Source organism: Enterobacter cloacae complex sp. SHL009, assembly GCF_049237205.1.
Taxonomy (GTDB): domain Bacteria; phylum Pseudomonadota; class Gammaproteobacteria; order Enterobacterales; family Enterobacteriaceae; genus Enterobacter; species Enterobacter cloacae_M.
The window spans coordinates 111,422-138,420 of sequence record NZ_JBMKIW010000005.1; the positions used below are offsets into that span (position 1 = coordinate 111,422).

26 protein-coding genes are annotated in these 26,999 nt (G+C 56.7%); 10 read left to right on the plus strand and 16 right to left on the minus strand.

Going from position 1 to position 26,999, the window contains the following annotated elements; genetic code table 11:
- Window positions 1-75: 75 nt before the first annotated feature.
- The gene (locus ACOTZC_RS13510; RefSeq protein ID WP_023312229.1) at window positions 76-945 is read left to right on the plus strand and encodes a MurR/RpiR family transcriptional regulator; all 870 of its coding nucleotides are present in this window, start codon (window positions 76-78) and stop codon (window positions 943-945) included.
- Between the two features lie 140 nt (window positions 946-1,085).
- Entirely contained in the window at window positions 1,086-2,528 is a 1,443-nt protein-coding gene (gene pyk / locus ACOTZC_RS13515) for a pyruvate kinase (RefSeq protein ID WP_008500455.1), read from the plus strand.
- 45 nt (window positions 2,529-2,573) lie between these two features.
- On the opposite strand, the gene lpxM is transcribed toward pyk, so the two are convergent.
- The 3 genes from lpxM to znuA form a co-directional block, all read right to left on the minus strand.
- On the minus strand, window positions 2,574-3,545 hold the full coding sequence (lpxM, locus tag ACOTZC_RS13520) for a lauroyl-Kdo(2)-lipid IV(A) myristoyltransferase (RefSeq protein ID WP_023312230.1): 972 nt from the start codon (window positions 3,543-3,545) through the stop codon (window positions 2,574-2,576).
- Window positions 3,546-3,666: 121 nt separating this feature from the next.
- On the minus strand, window positions 3,667-4,986 hold the full coding sequence (gene mepM, locus ACOTZC_RS13525) for a murein DD-endopeptidase MepM (protein ID WP_023312231.1): 1,320 nt from the start codon (window positions 4,984-4,986) through the stop codon (window positions 3,667-3,669).
- A gap of 15 nt (window positions 4,987-5,001) precedes the next feature.
- On the minus strand, window positions 5,002-5,946 hold the full coding sequence (gene znuA, locus ACOTZC_RS13530; RefSeq protein WP_045404493.1) for a zinc ABC transporter substrate-binding protein ZnuA: 945 nt from the start codon (window positions 5,944-5,946) through the stop codon (window positions 5,002-5,004).
- A gap of 77 nt (window positions 5,947-6,023) precedes the next feature.
- On the opposite strand from znuA, the gene znuC reads away from it, so the two are divergent.
- Window positions 6,024-6,779 (plus strand): zinc ABC transporter ATP-binding protein ZnuC, encoded by a 756-nt coding sequence (gene znuC / locus ACOTZC_RS13535; RefSeq protein WP_023312233.1) that lies wholly within the window; start codon window positions 6,024-6,026, stop codon window positions 6,777-6,779.
- Complete coding sequence (gene znuB / locus ACOTZC_RS13540) at window positions 6,776-7,561, plus strand: zinc ABC transporter permease subunit ZnuB (protein WP_354664351.1); 786 nt, start codon at window positions 6,776-6,778, stop codon at window positions 7,559-7,561. The genes znuC and znuB overlap by 4 nt, the downstream gene beginning before the upstream one ends.
- 57 nt (window positions 7,562-7,618) lie before the next feature.
- Here znuB and ruvB read toward each other — a convergent pair whose 3' ends face one another.
- The 6 genes from ruvB to aspS all read right to left on the minus strand — a co-directional run bounded on the left by ruvB (window position 7,619) and on the right by aspS (window position 12,874).
- The gene (gene ruvB, locus ACOTZC_RS13545) at window positions 7,619-8,629 is read right to left on the minus strand and encodes a Holliday junction branch migration DNA helicase RuvB (RefSeq protein WP_023312235.1); all 1,011 of its coding nucleotides are present in this window, start codon (window positions 8,627-8,629) and stop codon (window positions 7,619-7,621) included.
- A gap of 8 nt (window positions 8,630-8,637) precedes the next feature.
- Complete coding sequence (gene ruvA / locus ACOTZC_RS13550) at window positions 8,638-9,252, minus strand: Holliday junction branch migration protein RuvA (protein WP_045355971.1); 615 nt, start codon at window positions 9,250-9,252, stop codon at window positions 8,638-8,640.
- Window positions 9,253-9,332: 80 nt separating this feature from the next.
- On the minus strand, window positions 9,333-9,854 hold the full coding sequence (ruvC, locus tag ACOTZC_RS13555; protein WP_003859749.1) for a crossover junction endodeoxyribonuclease RuvC: 522 nt from the start codon (window positions 9,852-9,854) through the stop codon (window positions 9,333-9,335).
- 34 nt (window positions 9,855-9,888) lie between these two features.
- Entirely contained in the window at window positions 9,889-10,629 is a 741-nt protein-coding gene (locus tag ACOTZC_RS13560) for a YebC/PmpR family DNA-binding transcriptional regulator (RefSeq protein ID WP_008500447.1), read from the minus strand.
- Between the two features lie 27 nt (window positions 10,630-10,656).
- On the minus strand, window positions 10,657-11,100 hold the full coding sequence (gene nudB, locus ACOTZC_RS13565) for a dihydroneopterin triphosphate diphosphatase (RefSeq protein ID WP_008500446.1): 444 nt from the start codon (window positions 11,098-11,100) through the stop codon (window positions 10,657-10,659).
- Window position 11,101: 1 nt separating this feature from the next.
- Window positions 11,102-12,874, minus strand: a complete 1,773-nt coding sequence (gene aspS, locus ACOTZC_RS13570) for an aspartate--tRNA ligase (RefSeq protein ID WP_045355970.1) — start codon at window positions 12,872-12,874, stop codon at window positions 11,102-11,104.
- Window positions 12,875-13,137: 263 nt separating this feature from the next.
- On the opposite strand from aspS, the gene ACOTZC_RS13575 reads away from it, so the two are divergent.
- Genes ACOTZC_RS13575 through cmoB form a run of 5 tightly spaced genes read left to right on the plus strand, consistent with a single transcriptional unit; the run spans window position 13,138 to window position 16,718 of the window.
- Window positions 13,138-13,704, plus strand: a complete 567-nt coding sequence (locus ACOTZC_RS13575; protein ID WP_047173221.1) for a hydrolase — start codon at window positions 13,138-13,140, stop codon at window positions 13,702-13,704.
- Window positions 13,701-14,519, plus strand: a complete 819-nt coding sequence (locus tag ACOTZC_RS13580; protein ID WP_045404455.1) for a DUF72 domain-containing protein — start codon at window positions 13,701-13,703, stop codon at window positions 14,517-14,519. The genes ACOTZC_RS13575 and ACOTZC_RS13580 overlap by 4 nt, the downstream gene beginning before the upstream one ends.
- A gap of 51 nt (window positions 14,520-14,570) precedes the next feature.
- Window positions 14,571-14,966: an MAPEG family protein gene (locus ACOTZC_RS13585; protein WP_021240443.1), complete on the plus strand. Its 396-nt coding sequence runs from the start codon at window positions 14,571-14,573 to the stop codon at window positions 14,964-14,966.
- A 40-nt stretch (window positions 14,967-15,006) separates the two neighbouring features.
- Window positions 15,007-15,750, plus strand: a complete 744-nt coding sequence (cmoA, locus tag ACOTZC_RS13590; protein ID WP_045355967.1) for a carboxy-S-adenosyl-L-methionine synthase CmoA — start codon at window positions 15,007-15,009, stop codon at window positions 15,748-15,750.
- Window positions 15,747-16,718, plus strand: a complete 972-nt coding sequence (gene cmoB / locus ACOTZC_RS13595) for a tRNA 5-methoxyuridine(34)/uridine 5-oxyacetic acid(34) synthase CmoB (RefSeq protein WP_045404454.1) — start codon at window positions 15,747-15,749, stop codon at window positions 16,716-16,718. The genes cmoA and cmoB overlap by 4 nt, the downstream gene beginning before the upstream one ends.
- 261 nt (window positions 16,719-16,979) lie before the next feature.
- Here the strand turns inward: cmoB and cutC are convergent, their stop codons facing one another.
- On the minus strand, window positions 16,980-17,723 hold the full coding sequence (gene cutC / locus ACOTZC_RS13600; RefSeq protein ID WP_045355966.1) for a copper homeostasis protein CutC: 744 nt from the start codon (window positions 17,721-17,723) through the stop codon (window positions 16,980-16,982).
- A gap of 78 nt (window positions 17,724-17,801) precedes the next feature.
- On the minus strand, window positions 17,802-18,362 hold the full coding sequence (locus ACOTZC_RS13605; protein WP_045404453.1) for a VOC family protein: 561 nt from the start codon (window positions 18,360-18,362) through the stop codon (window positions 17,802-17,804).
- 239 nt (window positions 18,363-18,601) lie between these two features.
- On the opposite strand from ACOTZC_RS13605, the gene argS reads away from it, so the two are divergent.
- Window positions 18,602-20,335 carry an arginine--tRNA ligase gene (gene argS, locus ACOTZC_RS13610; protein WP_047173223.1) on the plus strand — a complete coding sequence of 578 codons (1,734 nt, stop codon included), beginning with the start codon at window positions 18,602-18,604 and terminating at the stop codon, window positions 20,333-20,335.
- Window positions 20,336-20,370: 35 nt separating this feature from the next.
- Here the strand turns inward: argS and ACOTZC_RS13615 are convergent, their stop codons facing one another.
- The 5 genes from ACOTZC_RS13615 to flhB form a co-directional block, all read right to left on the minus strand.
- The gene (locus ACOTZC_RS13615; RefSeq protein WP_163354110.1) at window positions 20,371-21,510 is read right to left on the minus strand and encodes a glycoside hydrolase family 88/105 protein; all 1,140 of its coding nucleotides are present in this window, start codon (window positions 21,508-21,510) and stop codon (window positions 20,371-20,373) included.
- A 4-nt stretch (window positions 21,511-21,514) separates the two neighbouring features.
- Complete coding sequence (locus tag ACOTZC_RS13620) at window positions 21,515-23,098, minus strand: MFS transporter (RefSeq protein ID WP_126303793.1); 1,584 nt, start codon at window positions 23,096-23,098, stop codon at window positions 21,515-21,517.
- A gap of 262 nt (window positions 23,099-23,360) precedes the next feature.
- Complete coding sequence (gene flhE / locus ACOTZC_RS13625) at window positions 23,361-23,753, minus strand: flagellar protein FlhE (RefSeq protein WP_045404450.1); 393 nt, start codon at window positions 23,751-23,753, stop codon at window positions 23,361-23,363.
- The gene (gene flhA / locus ACOTZC_RS13630) at window positions 23,753-25,831 is read right to left on the minus strand and encodes a flagellar biosynthesis protein FlhA (RefSeq protein ID WP_023312249.1); all 2,079 of its coding nucleotides are present in this window, start codon (window positions 25,829-25,831) and stop codon (window positions 23,753-23,755) included. The genes flhE and flhA overlap by 1 nt, the downstream gene beginning before the upstream one ends.
- Window positions 25,824-26,972, minus strand: coding sequence for a flagellar biosynthesis protein FlhB (gene flhB, locus ACOTZC_RS13635; protein WP_248196348.1), 1,149 nt, complete (start codon window positions 26,970-26,972; stop codon window positions 25,824-25,826). The genes flhA and flhB overlap by 8 nt, the downstream gene beginning before the upstream one ends.
- Window positions 26,973-26,999 lie beyond the last annotated feature (27 nt).

Below are 26,999 nucleotides of genomic sequence, written 5' to 3' on the forward strand. Positions count from 1 at the left end.
GGGTAATATCGGCTAAATCGAATCACGATTTCATCAATTTATGAAATCGTTTACACCCATGAGCATCCTGTTAACATGAACATGCTGGAAAAAATCCAGTTTCAACTGGAACACCTTAGCAAATCCGAGCGAAAAGTGGCTGAGGTCATTCTCGCCTCTCCCGCTCAGGCGATTCATTCAAGCATCGCCGCTCTGGCACAGGAAGCGGGTGTTAGCGAACCCACGGTCAATCGCTTTTGCCGTAGCCTGGAAACGCGCGGCTTTCCTGATTTTAAACTGCATCTGGCACAAAGTCTGGCTAACGGCACCCCATATGTTAATCGTAATGTGGATGAAGACGACAGCGTTGATGCCTATACCGCGAAAATTTTTGAATCGGCCATGGCTTCGCTTGACCACGTGCGCCAGTCTCTGGACATGAGTTCCGTGAATCGCGCGGTGGATTTGCTCACCCAGGCCAAGCGGATTGCGTTCTTTGGTCTCGGGTCGTCGGCAGCCGTGGCGCATGACGCCATGAACAAATTTTTCCGCTTTAACGTCCCGGTTATTTATTCCGATGACATTGTGCTGCAACGCATGAGCTGTATGAATTGCAGTGAAGATGACGTCGTGGTACTGATTTCGCACACCGGCCGCACCAAGAGTCAGGTAGAGCTGGCACAGCTGGCCCGTGAAAACGATGCCATGGTGATTGCCCTCACCACGGCAGGCACGCCGCTGGCGCGTGAGGCGACGCTGGCGATCACCCTCGACGTGCCGGAAGACACCGACATTTATATGCCGATGGTTTCCCGACTGGCGCAGCTTACCGTGATTGACGTGCTGGCAACCGGTTTTACCTTACGTCGGGGCGCAAAATTCCGGGATAACTTGAAGCGGGTCAAGGAAGCGCTGAAGGAATCGCGTTTTGATAAAGAATTGCTTATAAAGAGCGATGTTCCCTGATAGTTGATAACGAAGACGTAACCAATAATTACGATGTAACGATTTACGGCATTCGGTCCACTCTCCGCTGCCTTGCAGCAGATGAAGGCCGATTCAATGTTCACGCAACACCAAAGTTGTTTCAGTCAACGGAGTATTACATGTCCAGAAGGCTTCGCAGAACCAAGATCGTAACCACCTTAGGCCCGGCCACCGATCGCGATAATAATCTTGAGAAAATTATCGCTGCCGGCGCCAACGTGGTGCGTATGAACTTCTCTCACGGTACGCCAGAAGACCATAAGTTACGTGCCGATAAAGTGCGTGAAATCGCAGCCAAACTGGGCCGCCACGTTGCTATCCTCGGCGATTTGCAGGGTCCAAAAATCCGCGTATCGACCTTTAAAGAGGGTAAAGTTTTCCTCAATATCGGCGACAAATTCCTGCTGGATGCCAACCTGGGCAAAGGCGAAGGCGATAAAGAGAAAGTCGGTATCGACTATAAAGGCCTGCCGGCTGACGTTGTGCCAGGCGATATCCTGCTGCTCGACGACGGTCGCGTACAGCTGAAGGTGCTGGAAGTTCAGGGCATGAAAGTGTTCACCGAAGTCACCGTCGGCGGCCCGCTTTCCAACAATAAAGGCATCAACAAACTGGGCGGCGGCCTCTCTGCAGAAGCGCTTACCGATAAAGACAAAGCGGACATCGTGACGGCTGCGCTGATCGGCGTTGACTACCTGGCGGTCTCCTTCCCGCGCTGCGGCGAAGATCTGAACTATGCGCGTCGCCTGGCTCGTGATGCAGGCTGCGATGCTAAAATCGTCGCGAAAGTTGAACGCGCGGAAGCCGTTTGCGATCAGGATGCCATGGACGATGTGATCCTCGCATCCGACGTGGTGATGGTTGCGCGTGGAGACCTGGGCGTGGAAATTGGCGACCCTGAGCTGGTAGGGATCCAGAAAGCGCTGATTCGTCGCGCACGTCAGCTGAACCGCGCGGTGATCACCGCCACTCAGATGATGGAATCGATGATCACCAACCCAATGCCAACCCGTGCAGAAGTTATGGACGTGGCTAACGCCGTGCTGGACGGTACCGATGCGGTGATGCTCTCTGCGGAAACCGCTGCAGGCCAGTATCCGGCAGAAACCGTGGCCGCCATGGCGCGCGTCTGCCTGGGCGCTGAAAAGATCCCAAGCATTAACGTTTCTAAACACCGTCTGGACGTGCAGTTCGACAACGTGGAAGAAGCGATAGCGATGTCTGCGATGTACGCGGCAAACCATCTGAAGGGCGTTACCGCGATCATCACCATGACCGAATCTGGCCGCACCGCGCTGATGACCTCTCGTATCAGCTCTGGTCTGCCGATCTTCGCCATGTCCCGTCACGAACGTACGCTGAACCTGACCGCGCTGTACCGCGGCGTGACGCCGGTTCACTTCGACAGCACCAACGACGGCGTAGCTGCGGCGCACGATGCCGTAAACCTGCTGCGCGACAAAGGCTATCTGGTATCCGGTGATATCGTCATTGTGACCCAGGGCGACGTGATGAGCACCATCGGCTCAACCAACACCACGCGCGTTATGACCGTCGAGTAATAACGTCTGTGTTAAAAAGCCCTCTCCAGATGGAGAGGGCTTTTTTTATTTCCTCGGATAAAGCTCTTTACGTTTATAGGGCTCTGTTTCACCCGGTTTCCGCGTTTTAAGCAGCTTCAGTATCCACGTATACTGTTCGGCATGCGGCCCCACCAGTATCTCCACCTCTTCGTTCATTCGACGCGCGATCGTGTGGTCGTCTGCGGTCAGCAAATCATCCATCGGCGGACGAACTTCAATACTCAAGCGATGCGTTTTCCCGTCATAGACCGGGAACAGCGGGATCACGCGGGCACGGCAGACTTTCATCAGGCGGCCAATCGCGGGGAGCGTCGCTTTATAGGTCGCAAAGAAATCGACAAACTCGCTGTGCTCGGGGCCGTGGTCCTGATCCGGCAGATAATAGCCCCAGTAGCCCTGACGTACCGACTGAATGAAGGGCTTAATGCCATCGTTACGCGCATGCAAACGTCCGCCAAAACGACGGCGCACCGTATTCCAGACAAAATCGTAGATTTTATTTCCCTGGTTATGGAACATCGCCGCCATTTTCTGGCCCTGAGACGCCATCAGCATAGCCGGAATATCAACACCCCAGCCGTGGGGGACAAGGAAAATGACTTTCTCGTCGTTGCGGCGCATCTCCTCGATGATGTCCAGCCCTTTCCAGTCAACGCGATCGACGATTTTATCCGGCCCTTTCAGCGCCAGTTCAGCCATCATCGCCATTGCCTGCGGGGCGGTGGTATACATCTCATCAATGATTGCCTCGCGCTCGGCGTCGCTTTTCTCAGGAAAACAGTAGTAAAGGTTGATCTGCGCGCGGCGGCGGGCGCTCTTGCCTAAACGCCCGGCCAGACGGCCAATTTTACCGAGAACGGGATCGCGAACAGAGGCAGGCAGCATCGCCATCCCCGCAAAGGCGTAAACACCAAGCCAGGCGCCCCAGTTGCGCGGATGGCGGAAGGATTTTTCAAACTCAGGAATGTATTCAATATTGTTTTTTTTGGTTTCCATGCTGGATCCAGGGTCTGATGACGCAAAATTTTATTCAGATAGTGTAGCGAGGCAGTCGTCCACGCACAAAAGAAAAAGCCGGCGTCAGTGTGCGCCGGCTTTTTTAACAAAAACAGAGGGCTTAGTTTAAGCTCAGCTGCGGCATCACCTCTTTCACCTGCGCCAGATAATCAGTACGATCTTTACCGGTCAGGCCTTCGGTACGCGGCAGTTTCGCCGTCAGCGGGTTCACGGCCTGTTGGTTGATCCACACTTCATAGTGCAGGTGCGGGCCGGTAGAGCGTCCGGTATTGCCGGAGATCGCGATACGGTCACCACGCTTCACCTTCTGGCCCGGTTTGACCAGCAGCTTACGCAGGTGCATGTAGCGGGTCGTATAAGTGCGGCCATGACGTACCGCGACATAATATCCGGCGGCACCGCTACGCTTGGCCACCACCACTTCACCATCTCCAACCGCCAGTACCGGCGTGCCCTGCGGCATGGCAAAGTCAACGCCACGGTGCGGCGCGACGCGCCCGGTTACCGGGTTCAGACGACGCGGGTTAAAGTTAGAGGAGACGCGGAACTGTTTTGCCGTCGGGAAGCGCAGGAAGCCTTTTGCAAGGCCCGTACCGGTACGGTCATAGAACTTGCCGTCTTCGGCACGAATCGCGTAGTAATCTTTGCCCTCGGAGCGCAGACGTACGCCCAGCAGCTGGCTTTGCTCGCGCTTGCCGTCCAGCATTTCGCGGGACATCAGGACGGAGAACTCATCGCCCTTCTTCAGCTTGCGGAAATCCATCTGCCACTGCATGGCTTTGATCACCGAGCTGATTTCAGCGCTGGTCAGGCCTGCATCGCGCGCGCTGGAGACAAAGCTCGCGCCCACGGTGCCTTTCAGAACGCTGTTAACCCAGTCACCCTTCTGCATTTCGCTGGTCATCTTGAAACCGTTTGCAGTGCGATCGTAGGTGCGGGTTTCGCGGCGGGACATTTCCCAGGTCAGACGCTGGAGATCGCCATCCGCCGTTAAAGTCCAGGAGAGCTGCTGTCCGATTTTCAGGTTGCGAAGATCTTTATCCGCAGCCGCCAGCTGGCTGATATTGCCCATGTCGATGCCGTACTGGTTCAGCACGCTGCTCAGCGTATCCCCGGTAGAGACAACATATTCGTGGATACCCGCCTCGTTCTCGGTTTTATCGTCCAGCTCATCCTGCGGGATAGCTTCATCTTCCTGAGCCGCCTGGTCGATAGGCTCACTGGCTTCAGGCAGCAAAGAACGGATTTCGCTCTTTTCAAGCTCAATGGTTTTAATGATAGGGGCAGAACTCGGGTGGTAAACATAGGGCCGCCAGACGGCGACCGCTAAGGTGAGAACTGTAAGCGACCCCAGCATAACGCGGTGGGGTCGTGGCAGATTGTTAAATGCCAGGGCGACAGAGCGGGCTATCTGTTGCACGTATTCACTTCCTCGTTAATCTCCTTTCAGGCAGCTCGCATACTGGTTCGCCAGTTGGCTGAGGAACTGCGAATAGCTCGCTTTGCTCAACTGGATATTCGTACCTAGCGGGTCAAGGGTTCCCATGCGCACGGATGTTCCCCTGGCCACGGCTTCTACGACCGCTGGCCTGAACTGTGGCTCAGCAAAAACGCATGTCGCTTTTTGCTCAACCAACTGTGTTCTGATTTCATGTAAACGCTGCGCACCAGGCTGAATTTCAGGGTTGACGGTGAAGTGGCCCAGTGGGGTCAAACCGTAGTGTTTTTCGTAATAGCCGTAGGCGTCATGAAAAACGAAATACCCTTTACCTTTCAACGGTGCGAGCTCATTACCAACCTGCTTATCGGTTGCGGCTAATTGTGCCTCAAAATCCTTCAGGTTGGCGTCTAGTTTGGCTCGACTTTGCGGCATAAGTTCCACTAATTTGTCATGGATTGCAACCGCTGAAAGCCGCGCTATCTCTGGGGATAACCAAAGATGCATGTTGTACTCGCCGTGATGGTGATCTCCATCACCTTTTTCGCCGTCTGCGGCATGATGGTCATGTTCGTCGCCGTCGTCATCCGCCCCTTTCATGAGCAACGGTTTCACGCCGGAGAGTTCGGCAATCGCGACCTGTTTTTCGCCAGCAACCTGTTTTGCTGACTTTTGCATAAACGCTTCCATTTCAGGACCAATCCAGACAACTAAGTCCGCGTTTTGTAAGCGTTTTACATCCGACGGGCGCAGGGAATAGTCATGCTCGGATGCACCATCAGGGAGCAGAACCTGGGTTTCAGTTACCCCGTCTGCAATGGCGGACGCGATGAAACCGAGTGGTTTAAGCGAAGCGACAACCGCAGCGTTAACATCTTGTGCGGTTGTACCCCAAAGGGCAGCGGATAATGCTGCGAAAAGAAGCGTATTTTTATGTAACATAATGCGACTAATCATCGTAGTGAATGCGTGGAATGTGATATTATAACATTCGTTGACTTCTTCAAGCTTAAAATGACATGACGACATTGGTTTCTCTTGAAAATATCTCGGTCTCATTCGGCCAGCGCCGCGTCCTCTCTGACGTGTCGCTCGATCTGAAGCCCGGCAAAATTCTGACGCTGCTCGGTCCCAATGGCGCAGGCAAATCCACCCTGGTGCGCGTGGTGCTGGGTCTGGTCGCACCCGATGAAGGCGTGATTAAGCGCGAGGAAAAATTGCGTATTGGCTATGTGCCGCAAAAACTTCACCTCGACGCCACGCTGCCGCTGACGGTCAGCCGTTTCCTGCGTCTGCGCCCCGGCACCCGTAAAGCCGATATTCTCCCGGCGCTGAAACGCGTGCAGGCGGGCCATCTTGTCGATGCGCCGCTGCAAAAACTGTCCGGCGGTGAAACTCAGCGTGTTTTACTTGCCCGCGCGCTGCTGAGCAGCCCGCAGCTGCTGGTACTGGATGAGCCAACTCAGGGTGTGGATGTGAATGGGCAGGTTGCGCTTTATGATTTGATCGACCAGCTACGTCGGGAGCTTGATTGCGCCGTGCTGATGGTGTCTCACGATCTCCATCTGGTGATGGCAAAAACCGACGAAGTGCTGTGCCTCAACCACCATATCTGCTGCTCCGGTACGCCTGAAGTGGTGTCAATGCATCCGGAGTTTATCTCCATGTTCGGCCCCCGCGGCGCTGAACAGCTGGGTATTTACCGTCATCATCATAATCATCGCCATGATTTGCAGGGACGAATCGTACTGCGTCGGGGAAATGGACACTCATGATTGAACTGTTACTGCCCGGCTGGCTGGCCGGGATTATGCTTGCCTGCGCCGCGGGTCCACTCGGCTCGTTTGTTGTCTGGCGCAGAATGTCCTATTTTGGCGATACCCTGGCGCACGCGTCTCTGCTGGGCGTTGCCTTTGGTCTGCTGCTGGATGTCAACCCCTTCTACGCGGTGATTGTGGTCACGCTGCTGCTGGCCGCCGGTCTGGTCTGGCTGGAAAAGCGCCCTCACCTCGCCATTGATACGCTGCTTGGCATTATGGCGCACAGTGCCCTGTCTCTGGGCCTTGTGGTGGTCAGCCTGATGTCGAACATCCGCGTGGATCTGATGGCCTACCTCTTCGGCGACCTGCTGGCCGTGACGCCGGAAGATCTCATCGCTATCGCCGTTGGCGTGGTGGTGGTGCTCGCTATTCTGCTCTGGCAGTGGCGGAATTTACTGGCCATGACCGTCAGTCCTGATCTGGCATTTGTCGACGGCGTGCAGCTGCAGCGCGTAAAACTGCTGCTGATGCTGGTGACGGCATTAACGATTGGTGTCGCAATGAAGTTTGTCGGCGCGCTGATTATTACGTCGCTGTTGATCATCCCTGCCGCCACGGCGCGTCGCTTTGCCCGTACGCCGGAGCAGATGGCCGGCGTAGCCGTGATTATCGGAATGATTGCGGTAACGGGTGGGTTAACCTTCTCGGCGTTCTATGACACGCCTGCGGGGCCGTCAGTGGTGCTGAGTGCGGCGGTGCTGTTTATCTTAAGTATGATGAAAAAGACCGCGAATTAACATGGAGGGCGCAGAAGCCCTCACCGGCCCTCTCCCTCGGGGAGAGGGAACACAACATTACGGCATTGCCGGTGGCGTAATGCCGAAATGATTCCACGCCCGCACCGTTGCCATACGTCCACGCGGGGTACGCTGCAGGAAGCCCTGCTGGATCAGATACGGCTCCAGCACATCTTCAATCGTCTCACGCTCTTCCCCAATAGCCGCAGCCAGGTTATCCAGCCCAACCGGGCCGCCAAAGAACTTATCCAGCACCGCCAGCAGCAGTTTACGGTCCATATAGTCAAAGCCTTCGGCATCGACGTTCAGCATATCGAGCGCCTGAGCGGCGATCTCCGCGGAAATCGAGCCATCGTGCTTCACCTCGGCAAAGTCACGCACGCGGCGCAGCAGACGGTTGGCGATACGCGGCGTACCGCGGGAACGCTTCGCCACTTCAAACGCGCCCTCTTCGCTCATTTCGAGCCCCATATAGCGGGCGCTACGGCCAACGATGTGCTGGAGATCCGCCACCTGGTAAAACTCAAGACGCTGCACGATGCCGAAACGGTCGCGCAGCGGAGAGGTCAACGACCCGGCGCGGGTGGTGGCGCCAATCAGGGTAAACGGCGGCAGATCGATTTTGATGGAGCGCGCGGCCGGGCCTTCACCGATCATGATATCCAGCTGGTAATCTTCCATCGCCGGATAGAGCACTTCCTCCACCACCGGCGACAGGCGGTGGATCTCATCGATAAACAGCACGTCATGCGGTTCGAGGTTGGTCAGCATCGCGGCGAGATCGCCCGCCTTCTCCAGCACGGGGCCGGAGGTGGTGCGCAGGTTGACGCCCATTTCATTGGCAACGATATTCGCCAGCGTGGTTTTGCCTAAACCGGGAGGGCCAAAAATGAGCAGGTGATCGAGCGCATCGCCGCGCAGCTTTGCCGCCTGGATGAAAATCTCCATCTGGGAACGAACCTGCGGCTGGCCGATATACTCATCAAGCAGCTTAGGGCGAATCGCGCGATCCACCACGTCATCTGCCTGAATAGTGCCTGCCGACACCAGGCGGTCTGCTTCAATCATCCTTTACCTCACAATGCAGCGCGCAGCGCTTCACGAATCAGGGTTTCACTGCTGGCGTCCGGTTTGGCAATTTTGCTCACCATACGGCTGGCCTCCTGAGGTTTATAGCCCAGCGCCACCAGCGCGGCAACCGCTTCTTGCTCGGCGTCATCATCCGTCGCAGGGCCGCCAGGAGAGGTCAGTACCAAATCGGCAGCCGGAGTGAACAGATCGCCATGCAGACCTTTAAAGCGGTCTTTCATTTCGACAATCAGGCGCTCGGCGGTTTTCTTACCAATGCCCGGGAGCTTAATCAGCGCCGCAGGATCTTCGCGCTCAACGGCATTCACAAACTGTGGTGCCGACATGCCGGACAAAATCGCCAGCGCCAGCTTCGGCCCAACGCCGTTGGTTTTAATCAGCTCGCGGAACAGGATCCGTTCCTGCTTGTTATTGAAGCCGTACAGCAGCTGGGCATCTTCACGCACCACAAACTGGGTAAAGACAATCGCCTCTTTGCCCGCGTCCGGCAGCTCGTAGAAGCAGGTCATCGGCATATGGACTTCATAGCCCACGCCACCCACTTCCAGCAGCACTAACGGGGGTTGTTTTTCAATGATGATGCCTCTGAGTCTGCCTATCACGTGACGCTCCTGCGTTCTGGGAGAATTTAACTGTCGACATAATAAAAAAAGGCTGGATGTTTATCCAGCCTGATTTCTGATTATCGTAACCTGCCTCGCGCCAGATTGAGCCGCGACTCGCTCATTTGCATCGCATTCTGGCTGACGTGACAGTGGGTAATCGCAATAGCCAGCGCATCGGCGGCGTCGGCCTGCGGGTTCGCGGGAAGCTTCAGCAGGGTACGCACCATATGCTGTACCTGGCTTTTCTCCGCGCTACCAATGCCCACTACCGTCTGCTTGACCTGACGTGCCGCGTATTCGAATACCGGCAAATCCTGGTTCACGGCAGCGACGATGGCGACACCGCGCGCCTGACCGAGCTTTAGCGCTGAATCGGCGTTTTTCGCCATAAAGACCTGCTCGATGGCGAAATAGTCCGGCTGAAACTGGGTGATGATCTCCGACACGCCCGCATAAATGAGCTTCAGGCGCGAAGGAAGATCGTCCACTTTGGTGCGAATACAGCCGCTGCCCAGGTAGGTTAACTGGCGTCCCACCTGACGGATAACGCCATAACCGGTGACGCGTGAGCCTGGGTCAATCCCGAGAATAATCGACATCACGCGTCTCCCGTAAACGGTTTACAGGCTCTCATCAGAGAGTCGCTGCAACCTCATCAGAGATTTCACCGTTGTGGTACACTTCCTGCACGTCGTCGCAGTCTTCGAGCATGTCGATCAGACGCAGCAGTTTTGGTGCCGTTTCCGCATCCATGTCCGCTTTGGTGGACGGGATCATGGAGACTTCAGCGTTGTCCGCTTTCAGGCCAGCCGCTTCCAGCGCGTCGCGCACGGCACCCATCTCTTCCCACGCGGTATAAACGTCGATAGCGCCGTCATCGAAGGTCACTACGTCTTCCGCACCGGCTTCCAGCGCCGCTTCCATGATCGCATCTTCGTCGCCTTTCTCGAAGGAGATGACGCCTTTTTTGCTGAACAGGTAAGCCACGGAACCGTCGGTGCCCAGGTTGCCACCGGTTTTGGTGAACGCGTGGCGCACTTCCGCAACGGTACGGTTACGGTTGTCGGACAGGCACTCAACCATCACCGCCGTACCGCCAGGACCGTAACCTTCATAAATGATGGTTTCCATGTTCGCGTCTTCATCACCGCCCACGCCACGTGCGATAGCACGGTTCAGGGTGTCACGCGTCATGTTGTTAGACAGCGCTTTATCCACCGCCGCGCGCAGACGCGGGTTAGAAGCCGGGTCGCCGCCGCCCAGACGCGCTGCTGTCACCAGCTCGCGAATGATTTTGGTAAAGATCTTACCGCGCTTGGCATCCTGTGCCGCTTTGCGGTGTTTGGTGTTGGCCCACTTACTATGACCTGCCATAAAAAGTTCTCCAAAAATCGCGCCTTCTCAGGCTGCGTTAATTACAAATTCTTCAATCGCCTGCCGGTTGCTCCACGACTTGGTCAGTGCGGCGGCATCTGCCGCATTCACCCAGCGGTAGGTCAGGTGTTCGGTAAACACGATCTCCCGTTCATGGGGGAGCGCGAGACAGAACCACGACTCCGTATTGCGCTCGGTACCCGGCGCGTAGCGATGACGTAAATGGCTAAAAATTTCGAACTCCACCGTGCGCTGACAGTCCTTCAGGGTCAATTGCTCGCGGGCAACGTCAATGGCGACCTCTTCCTTTACTTCACGCGCGGCGGCCTGCGGCGCGGTCTCCCCCTCTTCCAGACTGCCGGTAACCGACTGCCAGAATTCAGGGTCATCGCGCCGCTGCAACATCAGCACCCGCTTCGTGTCTTCTGCATAAATGACCACCAGGACCGAAACGGGGAGCTTATATGTCATATCAGTTTTTCTCTTCCTTCTTCACCACATCAATGCCCAGTTCGGCCAGTGCGGCCGGGTTGGCAAAGCTTGGCGCTTCGGTCATCAGACACGCTGCGGCAGTGGTTTTCGGGAAGGCGATAACATCACGGATGTTATCGGTGCCGGTCAGCAGCATGGTCAGACGGTCAAGACCGAAGGCCAGACCCGCGTGCGGCGGCGTACCGTATTTCAGTGCGTCCAGCAGGAAGCCAAACTTCTCGCGCTGCTCCTGCTCGTTGATGCCCAGAATGCCGAACACGGTCTGCTGCATTTCACCGCTGTGAATACGCACGGAACCGCCGCCCACTTCATAGCCGTTGATAACCATGTCATAAGCGTTCGCGACCGCCTCTTCCGGTGCCGCTTTCAGCTCTGCCGCCGTCATCTCTTTTGGCGAGGTGAACGGATGGTGCATTGCGGTCAGGCCGCCTTCACCGTCGTCTTCAAACATTGGGAAGTCGATAACCCACAGCGGCGCCCATTTGTTTTCGTCGGTCAGGCTCAGGTCTTTGCCGAGCTTCAGACGCAGCGCGCCCATCGCATCCGCCACGACTTTCTTGTTGTCTGCGCCGAAGAAGATCATGTCGCCGTCCTGCGCGCCGGTGCGCTCAAGGATCGCTTCCACGATGTCCGCGTTCAGGAATTTCGCTACCGGGCTGGTGATGCCTTCCAGACCTTTCGCACGCTCGGTCACTTTAATATAGGCCAGACCTTTCGCGCCGTAGATCTTGATGAAGTTGCCGTAGTCGTCGATCTGCTTGCGGCTCAGGGCAGCACCACCCGGTACACGCAGCGCTGCTACGCGGCCTTTAGGATCGTTAGCCGGGCCAGCGAATACGGCAAACTCAACGCCTTTCACCAGGTCTGCTACGTCCACCAGCTCCATCGGGTTACGCAGGTCTGGTTTGTCAGAGCCGTAACGACGCTCGGCTTCAGCGAAGGTCATGATAGGGAAATCGCCCAGCTCAACGCCTTTCACGTCGTTCCACAGGCTACGCACCAGAGCTTCCATCACTTCACGCACCTGCTCGGCGGTCATGAAGGAGGTTTCCACATCGATCTGGGTAAATTCTGGTTGGCGGTCAGCGCGCAGGTCTTCGTCGCGGAAGCATTTAACAATCTGATAGTAGCGATCGAAGCCGGACATCATCAGCAGCTGTTTGAACAGCTGTGGAGACTGCGGCAGCGCGTAGAATTTGCCTTTATGAACGCGGGATGGAACCAGGTAATCGCGTGCGCCTTCCGGCGTGGCTTTGGTCAGCATCGGGGTTTCGATGTCGAGGAAACCGTGGTCATCCATAAAGCGGCGCACCAGGCTGGTGATTTTCGCACGGGTTTTCAGGCGCTGAGCCATTTCCGGACGACGCAGATCCAGGTAGCGGTATTTCAGACGCGCTTCTTCAGTGTTGACGTGGTTGGAGTCCAGCGGCAGCGCTTCTGCACGGTTGATGATCACCAGATCGGACGCCAGCACTTCGATGGCACCCGTCGCCATGTCGGCGTTGACATTTTTCTCGTCACGCGCGCGCACTGTGCCGGTAACCTGAATGCAGAACTCATTACGCAGCTCAGAGGCCAGCTTCAACGCATCTGCGCGATCCGGATCGAAGAACACCTGAACGATACCTTCGCGGTCGCGCATATCGATGAAGATAAGGCTACCAAGATCACGACGACGATTGACCCAACCACACAGGGTTACCTGCTGTCCAACGTGGGACTGACGCAGCTGCCCGCAATATTCTGTACGCATGAGATATCCCTTAATTAGCCGCAGGCTAAATGTCGCCTGGTATGCAGGCTACTATGTCGCAGCTTTCTGTATGTCACAACTGGATGAAAAAAGGCGGCTATTATACTGGAAATTCCGCCGGACGATAAGAGCGAACCACGGCCAGGCGGTCGTTTGCTGCACTCTTATTGCGCATTCTCACAAAAATTAACAAAATTATCCGACCAGGAACAGGCCATGACGTCGTATGGTGTCTGGAAGTGATTCATTTAACGGGAGTAACGATGTTAACACTTGATGCCAGTAAAACCGCACTTGTTGTGATTGATTTACAGGAAGGCATTCTGCCCTTCGCCGGTGGCCCGCATACTGCGGATGATGTGGTCAACCGCGCTGCTCGCCTGGCGGAAACATGTCGTGCCAGCGGTGCGCCTGTTGTCATGGTGCGAGTCGGCTGGTCCGCTGATTACGCCGAAGCGTTAAAACAGCCCGTTGATGCCCAGGCTCCTGCACGCGCCCTGCCGGAAAACTGGTGGACGTACCCGGCCGCACTCGGCAAACGCGACAGCGATATTGAAGTGACCAAACGCCAGTGGGGCGCTTTTTACGGTACCGATCTCGAGCTGCAGCTCCGCCGTCGCGGCATCGACACCATCATCCTGTGCGGCATTTCCACCAACATCGGCGTGGAGTCTACCGCCCGCAACGCGTGGGAGCTGGGCTTTAATCTGGTGATCGCCGAAGATGCCTGCAGCGCGGCCTCCGAGGAACAGCACCAGGGCAGCATGACCCATATCTTCCCGCGCATCGGCCGCGTGCGCAGCACGGATGAGATTGTCAGCGCGCTATGATGTACGTGGGCCTGCCCCAGTGGTCGCACCCGAAATGGGTGCGCCTTGGCATCACCAGCCTTGAGGAGTATGCCCGGCACTTCAACTGTGTCGAGGGTAACACCACCCTGTATGCGCTCCCCAAAGCCGAGATTGTTGCGCGCTGGCGGGAACAAACCACCGACGACTTCCGCTTCTGCTTTAAGTTTCCGTCCACCATTTCCCACCAGGCCGCGCTGCGCAACTGCGGTGATTTGACCGAAGAGTTTTTTACGCGCATGTCGCCGCTCGCGAACCGCATCGGTCAGTACTGGATCCAGCTACCCGCCACGTTTGGCCCGCGCGATTTGCCTGCGCTCTGGCAGTTCCTGGATGCCCTGCCCCGCGAATTCACCTACGGCGTTGAAGTCAGGCATCCTGAATTTTTTGCGAAGGGCGAAGCAGAAAAAGCGCTCAATCGCGGCCTGCTTGAGCGTTCCGTTAACCGGGTGATCCTCGATAGCCGACCGGTGCACAGCGCTGTCCCCCATAGCGAAGCCATCGTTGAAGCTCAGCGTAAAAAACCGAAAGTGCCGGTCCACGCCATCGTGACCGCGCATAACCCAATGGTCAGATTTATCGGCAGCGACAACATGCAGCAAAACCAGGCGATGTTCGCCGTCTGGCTGGAAAAACTGGCCTCGTGGGAACACGCCACCACACCGTATCTCTTTTTGCACACGCCGGATATTGCCCAGGCCCCCGAACTGGTCGATGCTCTTTGGCAGGCCTTGCAGGCTGCGGTGCCGTCCGTGGGCAGCGCCCCTTCCATCCCACAACAATCTTCTCTTTTCTGATATCACCCCCTATCATAGTGAAGTGCCATCTGCCAAAAACAGGGAGTTTGTATGGTCAGCGCGCTGTATGCGGTGTTAGGTGCATTACTGCTGATTAAGTTTTCATTTGATGTTGTGCGCCTCAGAACGCTGTACCGCGTCTCTTACGGTGACGGCGGATTTTCCGAGCTACAAAGTGCTATCCGCATTCATGGCAACGCGGTCGAATACATCCCCGCAGCCTTAATCCTGCTGCTGTTTATGGAGATGAATGGCGCAGAAACCTGGATGGTGCACATCTGTGGCCTGCTTCTTATTGCTGGCCGCCTGATGCACTATTACGGTTTTCACCACCGCTTAATCCGCTGGCGTCGTTCCGGCATGAGTGCGACCTGGTGTTCGCTTTTGCTGATGGTGCTGGCTAACCTGTGGTATATGCCGTGGGAGTTGGTTTTCTCCCTCCATTAGCGCACAATACGCCACTTTATTTTTCCCGGATTTTTACGTTATGTCAGATCGCGACACGCTTTTTTCCGCGCCTATCGCCAGCCTGGGCGACTGGACCTTCGATGAACGGGTAGCCGAAGTCTTCCCGGATATGATCCAGCGCTCTGTTCCCGGTTATTCCAATATTATCTCAATGATCGGCATGCTGGCTGAGCGCTTCGTTCAACCCGGCACGCAGGTCTATGACCTGGGCTGCTCGCTCGGCGCGGCAACGCTGTCGGTTCGTCGTAACGTTCACCACGAAGGCTGCCGAATCATTGCCGTCGATAACTCCCCGGCGATGGTTGAGCGCTGCCGTCGCCACATTGACGCGTATAAAGCCCCTGTTCCCGTAGACGTGGTGGAAGGCGATATCCGCGATATTGAGATCGATAACGCGTCGATGGTGGTGCTGAATTTCACCCTGCAGTTCCTGGTGCCTGAAGACCGTCAGCTGCTGCTGGACAAAATTTATCAGGGGCTGAATCCCGGCGGCGCTCTGGTGCTCTCGGAGAAATTCAGCTTCGAAGATGCCGAGGTTGGCGAACTGCTGTTCAATATGCACCACGATTTCAAACGGGCGAACGGCTACAGCGAGCTGGAGATCAGCCAGAAGCGCAGCATGCTCGAAAACGTGATGCTGACGGATTCCGTAGAAACCCACAAAGCGCGCCTGCGCAAAGCCGGATTTGAGCACAGCGAACTGTGGTTCCAGTGCTTTAACTTCGGCTCTCTGGTGGCGTTGAAAGCGGGAGAATCCGCATGATCGAATTCAGCAACTTCTATCAGCTGATTGCCAAAAACCAGCTCTCCCACTGGCTGGAAACCTTGCCCGCGCAGATTGCCGCCTGGCAGCGCGATCAGCAGCACGGCCTGTTAAAGCAGTGGTCAAATGCGGTGGAGTTTCTGCCCGAACTGACCCCGCATCGTCTGGATCTTCTGCACAGCGTAACCGCCGAGAGCGAAGAGCCGCTTCCGGCCGGACAGATCAACCGCATCGAAACGCTGATGCGTAACCTGATGCCGTGGCGCAAAGGGCCGTTTTCACTTTACGGCGTGAACATCAATACCGAATGGCGCTCGGACTGGAAATGGGATCGCGTTCTGCCTCACCTTTCCGACCTGACCGGACGTACCATACTGGACGTGGGCTGCGGCAGCGGTTACCACATGTGGCGCATGATTGGCGCGGGCGCGCATCTGGCGGTCGGTATTGACCCGATGCAGCTGTTCCTGTGCCAGTTTGAAGCGGTGCGCAAGCTGCTGGGTAACGACCAGCGCGCGCACCTGCTGCCGCTGGGCATTGAACAACTCCCTGCCCTGAAAGCCTTTGATACCGTCTTCTCCATGGGCGTACTGTACCACCGTCGTTCCCCGCTTGAACACCTGTGGCAATTGAAGGATCAGCTGGTCAGCGGCGGCGAGCTGGTGCTGGAAACGCTGGTAATTGAAGGCGATGAACATGACGTTCTTGTGCCGGGCGATCGCTACGCACAGATGCGCAACGTTTACTTCATCCCTTCCGCGCTGGCGCTGAAGAACTGGCTGGAGAAGTGCGGGTTTGTGGATGTGCGGATTGCCGACGTCAGCGTGACCTCGCTCGAGGAACAGCGCCGCACCGACTGGATGATCACCGAATCGCTGGAGCAGTTCCTCGACCCGGCCGACCACAGCAAAACCATCGAAGGCTATCCGGCTCCGATGCGTGCGGTGTTGATTGCGACCAAGCCGTAGCCTTTTAGCCGGGTGGCGGCTACGCCTTAACGGCCTACTCGTAGCACGTTTTCTTCGAAATAGTTCAGGTTGCAGCAAGGCGGCTACGCAGCGAATCCCCGGGAGCTTACATCAGTAAGTGACCGGGGTGAGCGAGGCGGCCAACGCAGCTGCGGCTTGAAGCATGAAAGACAAAAAAAGGCCCCTGTTGAAATTGCAGGGGCCTGGTACAAGCAAGCATCATATTGGGCGACATGATGCGCGGTAAAAATCGGTACGTTGCTACACGTGATGGCGCTCAATCAGCGACTTCATTTCCGCAACCGACTCTCCCTCTACGCCATAGCGTGAATACTCATCCGCTTCAGCATCCGTCGACATTGACAATCCTGTATTGCGATAACGCATGGGCGAAGGTATCCATTTACCCGCGGAGCTGTGCAGCTCTTCTACCCCTGCGTTTAAAAACCGTTCCAGATTGCTGGCGCGGACTCCCGCACCCGCCATTATTATTGGAACACCGGAATGTGCTTTTAGTTCCGTAATTAATTGCAGTCCTTTTTCAGCTGACGCCTGCTGACCCGATGTGAGGATGCGCGCCACGCCAAGTTCTCCAAGCGTTTCAAAGGCCTGAAGCGGATCTTTACACATATCAAATGCGCGATGAAAAGTGACGGCCAGCCCCTGCGCGGCGCTCATAATCTGACGCATGCGCGGTATATCGATATTGCCGTCTTCATCCAGCAGGCCGGTCACCAGCCCTGGAAACCCGAGGTCCCGAACGAGCGCGATATCATCAAGCATGGCACTGAACTCGCCCGCCGTGTAACAAAAATCACCGCCGCGCGGACGAATAATCGGGTGAACGGGAATGGTGACGGCCTGACGGGCAGACTTCAACACGCCGTAAGACGGCGTCAGCCCGCCCTCTTTGGGTGCCGCGCACAGTTCAATGCGGTCAGCCCCGTGCTTTTGCGCGGTCACGGCACACTCCACGCTGTAACAACAAATCTCCAGCAGCGCCATTTAATCCTCCTGAAATTCCACTAAACGAAATATCATGACACGCCGTCCGTTTTCAGTCCCGGCGTGAACTCACATCTCTTACGCTTCGCTGGCAACGATCTGCTCAATGGTCCACGGATGAAACTTCACCGTGACCTGTCCGTCAGTGACGGCCAGCGTCGGGTTAGGTAACCGCTCGCGCTCGCCTTTGGGTGAACTCGTCTTCACAAAAATTCCCGGTTTGCTTAAGCCTTCGTCGGAAAGGAGGGCCAGCGCGCGCGCGTTCAACGTTTCCGGCTCACCCGGCAGGACAATTTCGATATGCTCCCAGCCTTCGTGCGGATAGCGTTTCTCGCCCGGCCACGGCAGTTCAACCACGGTGAATTGCCAGTGCGCCACGTTCACCGGTTCATGCAGTTTGAACAGGCAAATGGGACGGCCATTGATGATGTTCTCGGAGAGCAACTCGCCGCACCGTTCGAACCCGCGACGCCAGCGCTCCGCCGTGGCATTCTGATGACAGCGCAAAGAGATGTGATCGGCCTCAAGCGGCGCGATATCCAGACCGAGACGGGTGGCAAGATCTGTGAACGCCTGGGTGAAGCGCGGTAAATCTGCGGAAATATCATGCAGTTCGTCAATGGATTGCCAGTTCGCCATAAGTCACTCTCTTTTCATGTCGCAAAGCCGCTAATTTACTCTGTTGCCCTGTTTTGACCAACCGCAGAATCTGGCTTTTTGCGACTGCATGATTATGCACACCTTCACCGCCTGGATTCTGAGCAATCTTCAGGCCCCGCAATGCTGACGCCAGAGGGCATTTGCAGTATACTCCCGCCCTAAATTCTTTAACTGGCGCGGGCGGTTGTAAGCCCGCATCAAAAACGTAAGGTATCCAGGTGAATATTCAGGCTCTTCTCTCCGAAAAAGTCAGTCAGGCACTGATTGCCGCAGGCGCGCCTGCGGATTGCGAACCGCAGGTTCGTCAGTCAGCAAAAGTACAGTTTGGCGACTATCAGGCTAATGGCGTGATGGCAGTGGCTAAAAAACTGGGCATGCCGCCGCGACAGCTCGCTGAGCAGGTACTGACGCATCTGGATCTTTCCGGCATTGCCAGCAAAACCGAAATCGCCGGTCCGGGCTTTATCAACATCTTCCTTGAGCCTGCATTCCTGGCAAGCCACGTTGATGCGGCGCTGAAATCTGACCGTCTGGGCGTTTCCCAGCCGGAGGCGCAGACCGTCGTGATCGACTACTCTGCCCCGAACGTGGCGAAAGAGATGCACGTTGGCCACCTGCGCTCCACCATCATCGGTGATGCCGCAGTGCGCACGCTCGAGTTCCTCGGTCACAAGGTGATCCGCGCGAACCACGTGGGCGACTGGGGTACCCAGTTCGGCATGCTGATTGCTTACCTGGAAAAACAGCAGCAGGAAAACGCCGGTGAAATGGCGCTGGCGGATCTGGAAGGGTTCTACCGCGAAGCCAAAAAGCACTACGACGAAGACGAAGCTTTTGCCGAGCGCGCGCGCAGCTACGTGGTAAAACTGCAGGGCGGCGACCAATACTTCCTCGAGATGTGGCGCAAGCTGGTCGACATCACCATGTCTCAGAACCAGCTGACCTATAACCGTCTGAACGTCACCCTGACCCGTGACGACGTGATGGGCGAAAGTCTCTACAACCCAATGCTGCCCGGGATTGTGGCTGACCTGAAAGCGAAAAACCTGGCGGTAGAGAGCGAAGGCGCAACGGTGGTGTTCCTTGACGAGTATAAAAACAAGGAAGGCGAACCGATGGGCGTGATCATCCAGAAAAAGGATGGCGGCTACCTCTACACCACTACCGATATCGCCTGTGCGAAATACCGTTACGAGACGCTGCATGCTGACCGCGTGCTGTACTACATCGACTCCCGTCAGCACCAGCACCTGATGCAGGCGTGGACCATCGTGCGTAAAGCCGGTTACGTGCCGGATTGCGTGCCGCTGGAACACCACATGTTCGGCATGATGCTGGGCAAAGACGGCAAGCCGTTCAAAACCCGTGCGGGCGGAACCGTGAAGCTGTCCGACCTGCTGGACGAAGCGCTGGAGCGCGCCCGCCGTCTGGTGGCCGAGAAGAACCCGGACATGCCTGCCGACGAGCTGGAAAAACTGGCCAACGCCGTGGGTATCGGTGCGGTGAAATACGCGGATCTCTCCAAGAACCGTACCACCGACTATATCTTCGACTGGGATAACATGCTGGCGTTTGAAGGCAACACGGCGCCTTACATGCAGTACGCCTACACCCGCGTGCTCTCGGTGTTCCGTAAGGCGAACATTGATGAATACGTACTGGCGAATGCAACAGTGACCATCACGGAAGATCGTGAAGCACAGCTGGCGGCGCGCCTGCTGCAGTTTGAAGAGACGCTGACGGTTGTCGCGCGTGACGGCACGCCGCACGTAATGTGTGCTTACCTGTACGATCTGGCGGGTCTGTTCTCCGGCTTCTACGAACACTGCCCTATTCTGTCTGCGGAAAACGAATCGGTCCGCAACAGCCGCCTGAAGCTGGCGCAGCTCACGGCGAAGACCCTGAAGCTGGGTCTGGATACCCTGGGTATCGAAACCGTAGAACGCATGTAATACAAAAAACCCGGCAAGCGCCGGGTTTTTTCTTATCAGAAATACTTCCGTAAATATTCCGTCAAACAGAGAATCGCCATCGCCTGTCCGTATGGCATAGACGTCAGCGGGATCTGGCGATAAAACTCAAGATCGCTGCCCATGCCCGTGCCGAACGACGTTTGCAACAGCTCGCCTTCCGCCGAAATATTTTTGACGATACCGCGAATCGCTTTTTCTGCCACTTCGGCATACTCCGCGCCAACGTAGCGCTTGCGCACGGCTTTCAGAATGCCGTAGGCAAACCCTGCCGTGGCAGACGCCTCAAGATAAGAATGTGGATCGTCGAGCAGCGTATGCCATAGCCCGCTGTCGTCCTGATATTTCGCCAGCGCGGCAATCTGCGCATTCAATACCTGCGCCAGGTAGCGGCGCACCGCGTTGCTTTCCGGCAGATCCACCAGCTCAAGGAAGTCCGGGATGACGATGGTGAGCCAGCTGTTGCCGCGCGCCCAGCGGGCACGGGCAAAGTTATGATTACCGTCATAGCTCCAGCCGTGGAACCACAGCCCGGTCTCCCGGTCCATCAGGTTCTGCACGTGCAGCAGGAACTGATAGACCGCCTCTTCAACGTACTCCGGCTTATTGAGCAGCTTGCCGATTTTCGCCAGCGGCAGCACCGTCATCATCAGCGTGTCATCCCACATCTGTTGATGGTTTTCTTCCGCCAGGGTGATGTGCTGCATCCCGCCGTGTTCCGTGCGCGGCATCTCTGCCATCGCCCATTCCGCCCAGCTTTCCAGCCACGGCCACCAGGCCTGATTTTGGGTCTCTTCGTAGCGATAAGCCAGCGTCAGAAACGGCGACATGGTATTCACGTTTTTGGTGGTCGCACCTTCCGCAAACCGGTCGGCAAACCAGCTGTCGATAATGTCTCGCATACCTTCATCGCCGGTCTGGCAGTAATACTGCCAGATACCGTACAGGCCAACGCCGTGCGTCCACTCCCATCCGGCCCAGCCTTTGGTGTCGATCACGCGCCCGTCGTCCAGCCGCAGCAAAAATTCACCCGTTTTGTCGTGGATATTGACCAGGCTATGCGTCACCTTTTGAATCAGCGATTTCAGCTCGTCCCGGGCGATAAAGCGCTCTGGCTGACGCAGTAACGGGCTATGTTTGACAGGCCAAACTTTCATCATCTTAACCTCTGTTGTATGTCGAATTCAGTACCGCGCGCTCTTTCAGAGAGGGTGCCGCTGGCTTGTTGCGATTCAGATAACCGATGTTGTTATTGCCCCACAGTGACTCATAAGGCATACCGGCCAGCATCTCAACGGTGGCGCGGGCGTGTGGCGTCGCTGACTCAGGCATCGCATGACCACACTCGCGCATTTTCGCGGTCTCCTCGCGCAGCGTGCTGTGGGTCTGCAGATTGAGCCTGAAGCGCAGGGAAACGAGGAAGCCGCAGAACAGCACCATGATGGTGCCCACGCTCAGGATCGTCAAAATGGTGTGGCTCACTTCCGCAGGCTGCACTTTCTGACCGCTGACAAAGCCGGACATCTGCATCACAATACCCACCAGCATCACCGCGCCGGCCTGTGACGCCTTACGGGTCAGGGTCATGATGCCCGCGAAGATCCCTTCGCGGCGCTGGCCGGTGATCGCCTCATCCACGTCAGCAATGTAGGTGTAGGTGTTCCATGGCACGTAGTTGATCCCGCCGCGCCCCAGCCCAGCCACCGCAGAGATCAGCAACAGCAGAGCGTAGACGTCGCTCATGCCCGCGTAATAAAGCATGGCGTAAGAGAGAGACGCCAGGCCAAACAGCACCACGGCCATGCGGTAGGACGGCGCGGGTCCGAAGCGGATACACAGCGGGATCATGGCGATAACCGCAAGGAACTGGAAGATGGCCATCGTGCCCAGCAGACTGGACGCCACTGACGCTTCCTGCATCAGCACGAACACTACGTAGTAGGTGAATACCGCGTTAAACACGTCCTGCGCGATATAGCCGCCGAGGTACATGCCCAAATGCTGACGGAAAATCTTGATGCGCAGCGTGGAGCTGAGCTCAACGATCAGGCGGTTGAGGCTTTGCCCTATCGTCAGCTTCTTCTTCTCTTCTTCAGCACGCAGCGCCGCTTCAGACCACTCTTCGCGCGGACGTTCCCAGGTGAAGAACCAGACGAAAGTCAGCATCAGCGCGCAGAGCACAGAGAAAACCAGGCTTGCGTAGAAGAAGGAAACCGCGTTGTCTTTCCCGAACCAAGTCAACAGGATCCCCGGCAGGAAGGAAGCCAGAATGGCGGACATCTGGGCCATAGCGATACGCGCCCCGGAGAACTTGGTTTTCTGTTTAAAGTCATCGGTCATTTCCGGCACCAGCGTTTCGTACGGCACCAGAATCATGGTGTAAACAATATCAAACAGCAGATAGGTCAGCAGGTAGTACCCGAAGCTCATGTCCCCAACCCACATCAGCGAGTAGCTGAACACGCAAGGGATCCCCAGCAGAATAAAGAACTTACGACGGCCAAAGCGCTTGCCGAGCCAGGTCGTACCAAAGTTATCGGTTAAAAAGCCCATCAACGGGCTAACGACGGCATCCAGCACCCTTGCCGCAGCAAAGATGAACGTTGCTTCGATCGGTGAAAGCCCGCAGAAGGTGGTATAAAAATATAAAAGCCAGGCCGCCGTAAGGGCGGTGGTACCCGCCCCGAGAAAATCACCTGACCCGTAAGCAAGATAATTCGCGAGTCCAATTTTACGTGTTTTCATTGCCGTCAACCCTAATCAGTTTCAGGAGACTCCCTGCAAGCACGCTTCGTCCGGGAGCTTTTATACGGCTACAGTAAATGCATCGACCTGTTGATACCTTTCTGTTTCTGCCACTCCTGAGAGGGTGCATGGCAAAAATACAAAGAGTAGGGTCACGCGCGTCACTGATTTATAAAACAGCGTTTCTATTTGATCAAAAGGAGAGGTCAGTTTTGAGAGCCAGCCATCAGAATGGCCTGATGGCTGGTGAAAAGGCAGGGTGTTAGCGATAGTTCACGATGACAGAATTACTCTGCACTTTCAGCGCCGGGATTAAACGTCCCCCACCCGGCACTTCCCAGATGAAACGCAAAGGTTCAATAGCCGGTACGCCGTTGAATGCCTGCGTCGTGCCATTTTCGCCGTCGATTTCCGTGCAGCGAGTCTGAGAACAAAGGCGCACCCGCAGCCCTGCGGGCGTTGGGCCAATCAGCCGGTAATTCCAGACCACAAGACCCATCTGACCGGAAACGCCTTCAGCAGGCGCCAGCGGGTTAGATGACATGGCGACGCCCCGGTTGCTGAGGGTCACCCCCATGCTGCTTGCCTGCCATGTGCCCTCCCCGGCAGCGTGCGCCGCCAGCGGGAAGAGCAAAATCCAGAGCCATTTACGCATTATTTTCCTCCAATCGTCGCGGTCATGCGGATATGACGGTTATCCGACAGCTCCATATTCGACAGCACGACCAGCTGATTCAGACTACGACGCAGGAAACGCGACAGCAGCGGACGCAGCGCATGGTTAACCAGCAGCACCGGCGGTGCGCCCAGCATCTCCTGGCGCGCCAGCGCCTCCTGCGTTTGCGCCAGCAGACGGTCCGCCAGCCCCGGCTCCAGGCCGCCCCCGCCCTGCAGGGCCTGCAGCAGCAGACGTTCAAGCGGCGTATCGAGGCCAATAACCTGCACTTCTCCGGTTCCCGGGAACCACTGCTGGGTGATCGCACGACCCAGCGCCACGCGTACCACCGCCGTCAGCTCGTGCGGATCGTTTTGTATCGGCGCATGCTCGGCAAGGGTTTCCAGAATAGTGCGCATATCGCGGATCGGCACTTTCTCTTCAAGCAGGTTTTGCAGCACCTTGTGCAGCGTGGTTAAGGTCACCACGCCCGGGACCAGATCTTCCGTCAGCTTCGGCATCTCCTGCGTGACGCGGTCCAGCAGCTGCTGCGCCTCCTGACGGCCAAACAGCTCTGCCGAGAATTGCCCAATCAGGTGATTAAGATGGGTCGCCACCACGGTACTGGCTTCAACAACCGTATACCCCTGGATTTGCGCCTGCTCTTTCAGGGCACTTTCAATCCAGATAGCGGCCAGGCCAAAGGCCGGGTCGATAGTTTGCTCGCCCGGAAGCGTGCCTGCGGCGGTGCCCGGGTTAATCGCCAGCCAGCGGCCCGGATAGGCATCACCGCTGCCAATTTCGACACCTTTCATCAGAATGCGATAGCGCGCGGGCGGCAGGTCCATATTGTCGCGGATGTGAACAACCGGCGGCAGGAAGCCCATATCCTGGGCGAATTTTTTACGGATACTGCGGATACGGCCAAGCAGCTCGCCATCCTGCTGGAAATCGACCATCGGAATCAGGCGATAGCCCACTTCCATTCCCAGGGAATCTTCCAGCTGAACGTCGTTCCAGGTCGCTTCGACGGCCTGGGTATTCTCCGGCATTTTTACCTGAACAGGCTCCGCTGCCGGTTTGGTTTCACGACCGCGCATCCACCAGGCAAGCCCCAGCAGACCCGCCGTAAACAGCAGGAAGACGAGGTTTGGCATCCCCGGCACCAGACCGAGCAAACCCAGAACGGCAGCGGCCAGCAGCATCACGCGCGGGTTGCTGAACAGCTGGCCCACCATCTGCTCGCCAACGTCCTGATCGGTACTCACGCGGGTCACAATCACACCCGCCGCAGTAGAGATAACCAGCGCCGGGATCTGCGCGACCAGACCGTCACCAATGGTCAGCAGCGTATAGCTTTCCGCCGCGTGGCCCATGTCCATCCCGTGCTGCAATACCCCCACCAGCAGGCCGCCGACCACGTTAATCACCATGATCAGAATGCCCGCGATGGCGTCACCGCGCACAAACTTGCTCGCACCGTCCATGGAGCCGTAGAAGTCCGCCTCCTGCGTCACTTCCGAACGGCGTTTTTTGGCTTCATCTTCGGCGATAAGACCGGCATTCAGGTCGGCATCGATCGCCATCTGTTTGCCCGGCATCCCGTCCAGCACAAAACGCGCGCCCACTTCCGCAATACGCCCTGCACCTTTGGTGATAACCATAAAGTTGATAATAACGAGGATAACGAACACCACGATACCGATAGCGAAATTGCCGCCCACCAGGAAGTGGCCGAACGCTTCAACCACTTTACCTGCCGCTGCCGCACCAGTGTGACCTTCCATCAGGATGATACGCGTGGACGCTACGTTCAGCGCCAGTCGGAGCAAGGTGGTAAACAGCAGAATGGTCGGGAACGCGGCAAACTCCAGGGTACGCTGGGTGAACATCGCCACCAGCAGCACCATAATGGACAGCGCAATATTGAAAGTGAAAAGCAGATCGAGGATGAACGCCGGGAGCGGCAGTACCATCATCGAAAGAATTAGCAGGATCAGAATCGGCCCGGCAAGGATTTGCCATTGGGTCGATTTCAGGTTGCCGGGCAGGCGCAACATTGCCACCAGATTAGCCATCAGTGTCCTTCTCGTTCATAAAATCCAGCGCGGCAGGCACCGGAAGGTTTTCAGGTTTTACAGGCCGCTGACCGCCAGCCAGACGCCAGCGCTTCAACTGCCACACCCAGGCCAGCACTTCCGCCACGGCGGCGTAGAGTTGTCCCGGGATCTGTTGTCCAATATCCGCATGGCGGTACAGGGCACGCGCCAGCGGAGGGGCTTCCAGGATCGGCACGCGGTTTTCAGTACCAATTTCCCTGATACGGAGTGCGATCAGCCCCGCCCCTTTCGCAACGACTTTCGGCGCGCTCATTTTGTTTTCGTCATAGCGCAGCGCAACGGAATAGTGCGTTGGGTTGGTAACAATGACGTCGGCCTTCGGCACATCGTCCATCATGCGGCGACGGGCGGCGGCACGCTGCATCTGGCGGATACGCCCTTTTACGTGCGGGTCACCTTCCATCTGCTTATATTCGTCACGGATATCCTGACGCGACATGCGCAGCTTTTTGAAGTGGGTATAAAGCTGGAAGATCACGTCAAAACCCACCATCGGGATAATGCTGAGCACCACAAGCAGCGCGCAGAGCCCGACCAGATTCAGCGCGTTGCTCATCGCGGTGAGAGGCGATTCGCTGATAAGACGCATCATTTCTGGCCAGTGGTACCAGAGGTAAAAGCCTGCGGAACTGCCCATCAGCACCGATTTGAGGACGGCTTTGAGCAGCTCAGCCCCGGTCTGCGCAGAGAACATTTTCGCAATACCCGGCAGCGGGTTCAGTTTGGAAAATTTCGGTTGCAGCGATTTGGCACTGAAAACCAGACCGCCGAGCATCACCGGAGAGACCAGCGCGACCAGCACAACCCCGGTAATCAGGGGCAACAGCGCGATCATGGCCCCCTTAATAAGCTGAATAATCTGGCTGAGGATCAGATTCGGATCGTTGACCATGCTGTGGTCAAAACGTAAGCCGGTGGACAACATTCCCGCCAGCTTTCGGGCGAGCGACTCCCCGCCCCACCAGATAATGCACACCCCTACGATAAGGATCAGCAGGGAAGTTAATTCTCGGGATCGGGGGATCTGCCCTTCCTCACGCGCTTTTTCTAGCCGGTGGGGTGTGGGGGCTTCCGTTTTGTCGTCGTTCTCTTCTGCCACAGTGCATGCTCAGCCCATTACGTCACG

What these genes read in the sequence shown, in the direction of transcription:
- znuC (WP_023312233.1), top strand. Translation starts at nt 6,024, where the DNA reads ATGACGACATTGGTTTCTCTTGAAAATATCTCGGTCTCATTCGGCCAG.
- ACOTZC_RS13575 (WP_047173221.1), top strand. Translation starts at nt 13,138, where the DNA reads ATGTTAACACTTGATGCCAGTAAAACCGCACTTGTTGTGATTGATTTA.
- cmoB (WP_045404454.1), top strand. Translation starts at nt 15,747, where the DNA reads ATGATCGAATTCAGCAACTTCTATCAGCTGATTGCCAAAAACCAGCTC.
- aspS (WP_045355970.1), bottom strand. Translation starts at nt 12,874, where the DNA reads ATGCGTACAGAATATTGCGGGCAGCTGCGTCAGTCCCACGTTGGACAG.
- flhA (WP_023312249.1), bottom strand. Translation starts at nt 25,831, where the DNA reads ATGGCTAATCTGGTGGCAATGTTGCGCCTGCCCGGCAACCTGAAATCG.
- ACOTZC_RS13615 (WP_163354110.1), bottom strand. Translation starts at nt 21,510, where the DNA reads ATGAAAGTTTGGCCTGTCAAACATAGCCCGTTACTGCGTCAGCCAGAG.
- znuB (WP_354664351.1), top strand. Translation starts at nt 6,776, where the DNA reads ATGATTGAACTGTTACTGCCCGGCTGGCTGGCCGGGATTATGCTTGCC.
- ACOTZC_RS13620 (WP_126303793.1), bottom strand. Translation starts at nt 23,098, where the DNA reads ATGAAAACACGTAAAATTGGACTCGCGAATTATCTTGCTTACGGGTCA.
- cmoA (WP_045355967.1), top strand. Translation starts at nt 15,007, where the DNA reads ATGTCAGATCGCGACACGCTTTTTTCCGCGCCTATCGCCAGCCTGGGC.
- flhE (WP_045404450.1), bottom strand. Translation starts at nt 23,753, where the DNA reads ATGCGTAAATGGCTCTGGATTTTGCTCTTCCCGCTGGCGGCGCACGCT.
- ruvB (WP_023312235.1), bottom strand. Translation starts at nt 8,629, where the DNA reads ATGATTGAAGCAGACCGCCTGGTGTCGGCAGGCACTATTCAGGCAGAT.
- pyk (WP_008500455.1), top strand. Translation starts at nt 1,086, where the DNA reads ATGTCCAGAAGGCTTCGCAGAACCAAGATCGTAACCACCTTAGGCCCG.
- znuA (WP_045404493.1), bottom strand. Translation starts at nt 5,946, where the DNA reads ATGTTACATAAAAATACGCTTCTTTTCGCAGCATTATCCGCTGCCCTT.
- cutC (WP_045355966.1), bottom strand. Translation starts at nt 17,723, where the DNA reads ATGGCGCTGCTGGAGATTTGTTGTTACAGCGTGGAGTGTGCCGTGACC.
- ACOTZC_RS13560 (WP_008500447.1), bottom strand. Translation starts at nt 10,629, where the DNA reads ATGGCAGGTCATAGTAAGTGGGCCAACACCAAACACCGCAAAGCGGCA.
- ACOTZC_RS13580 (WP_045404455.1), top strand. Translation starts at nt 13,701, where the DNA reads ATGATGTACGTGGGCCTGCCCCAGTGGTCGCACCCGAAATGGGTGCGC.
- ruvC (WP_003859749.1), bottom strand. Translation starts at nt 9,854, where the DNA reads ATGTCGATTATTCTCGGGATTGACCCAGGCTCACGCGTCACCGGTTAT.
- ACOTZC_RS13585 (WP_021240443.1), top strand. Translation starts at nt 14,571, where the DNA reads ATGGTCAGCGCGCTGTATGCGGTGTTAGGTGCATTACTGCTGATTAAG.
- nudB (WP_008500446.1), bottom strand. Translation starts at nt 11,100, where the DNA reads ATGACATATAAGCTCCCCGTTTCGGTCCTGGTGGTCATTTATGCAGAA.
- lpxM (WP_023312230.1), bottom strand. Translation starts at nt 3,545, where the DNA reads ATGGAAACCAAAAAAAACAATATTGAATACATTCCTGAGTTTGAAAAA.
- ACOTZC_RS13605 (WP_045404453.1), bottom strand. Translation starts at nt 18,362, where the DNA reads ATGGCGAACTGGCAATCCATTGACGAACTGCATGATATTTCCGCAGAT.
- ACOTZC_RS13510 (WP_023312229.1), top strand. Translation starts at nt 76, where the DNA reads ATGAACATGCTGGAAAAAATCCAGTTTCAACTGGAACACCTTAGCAAA.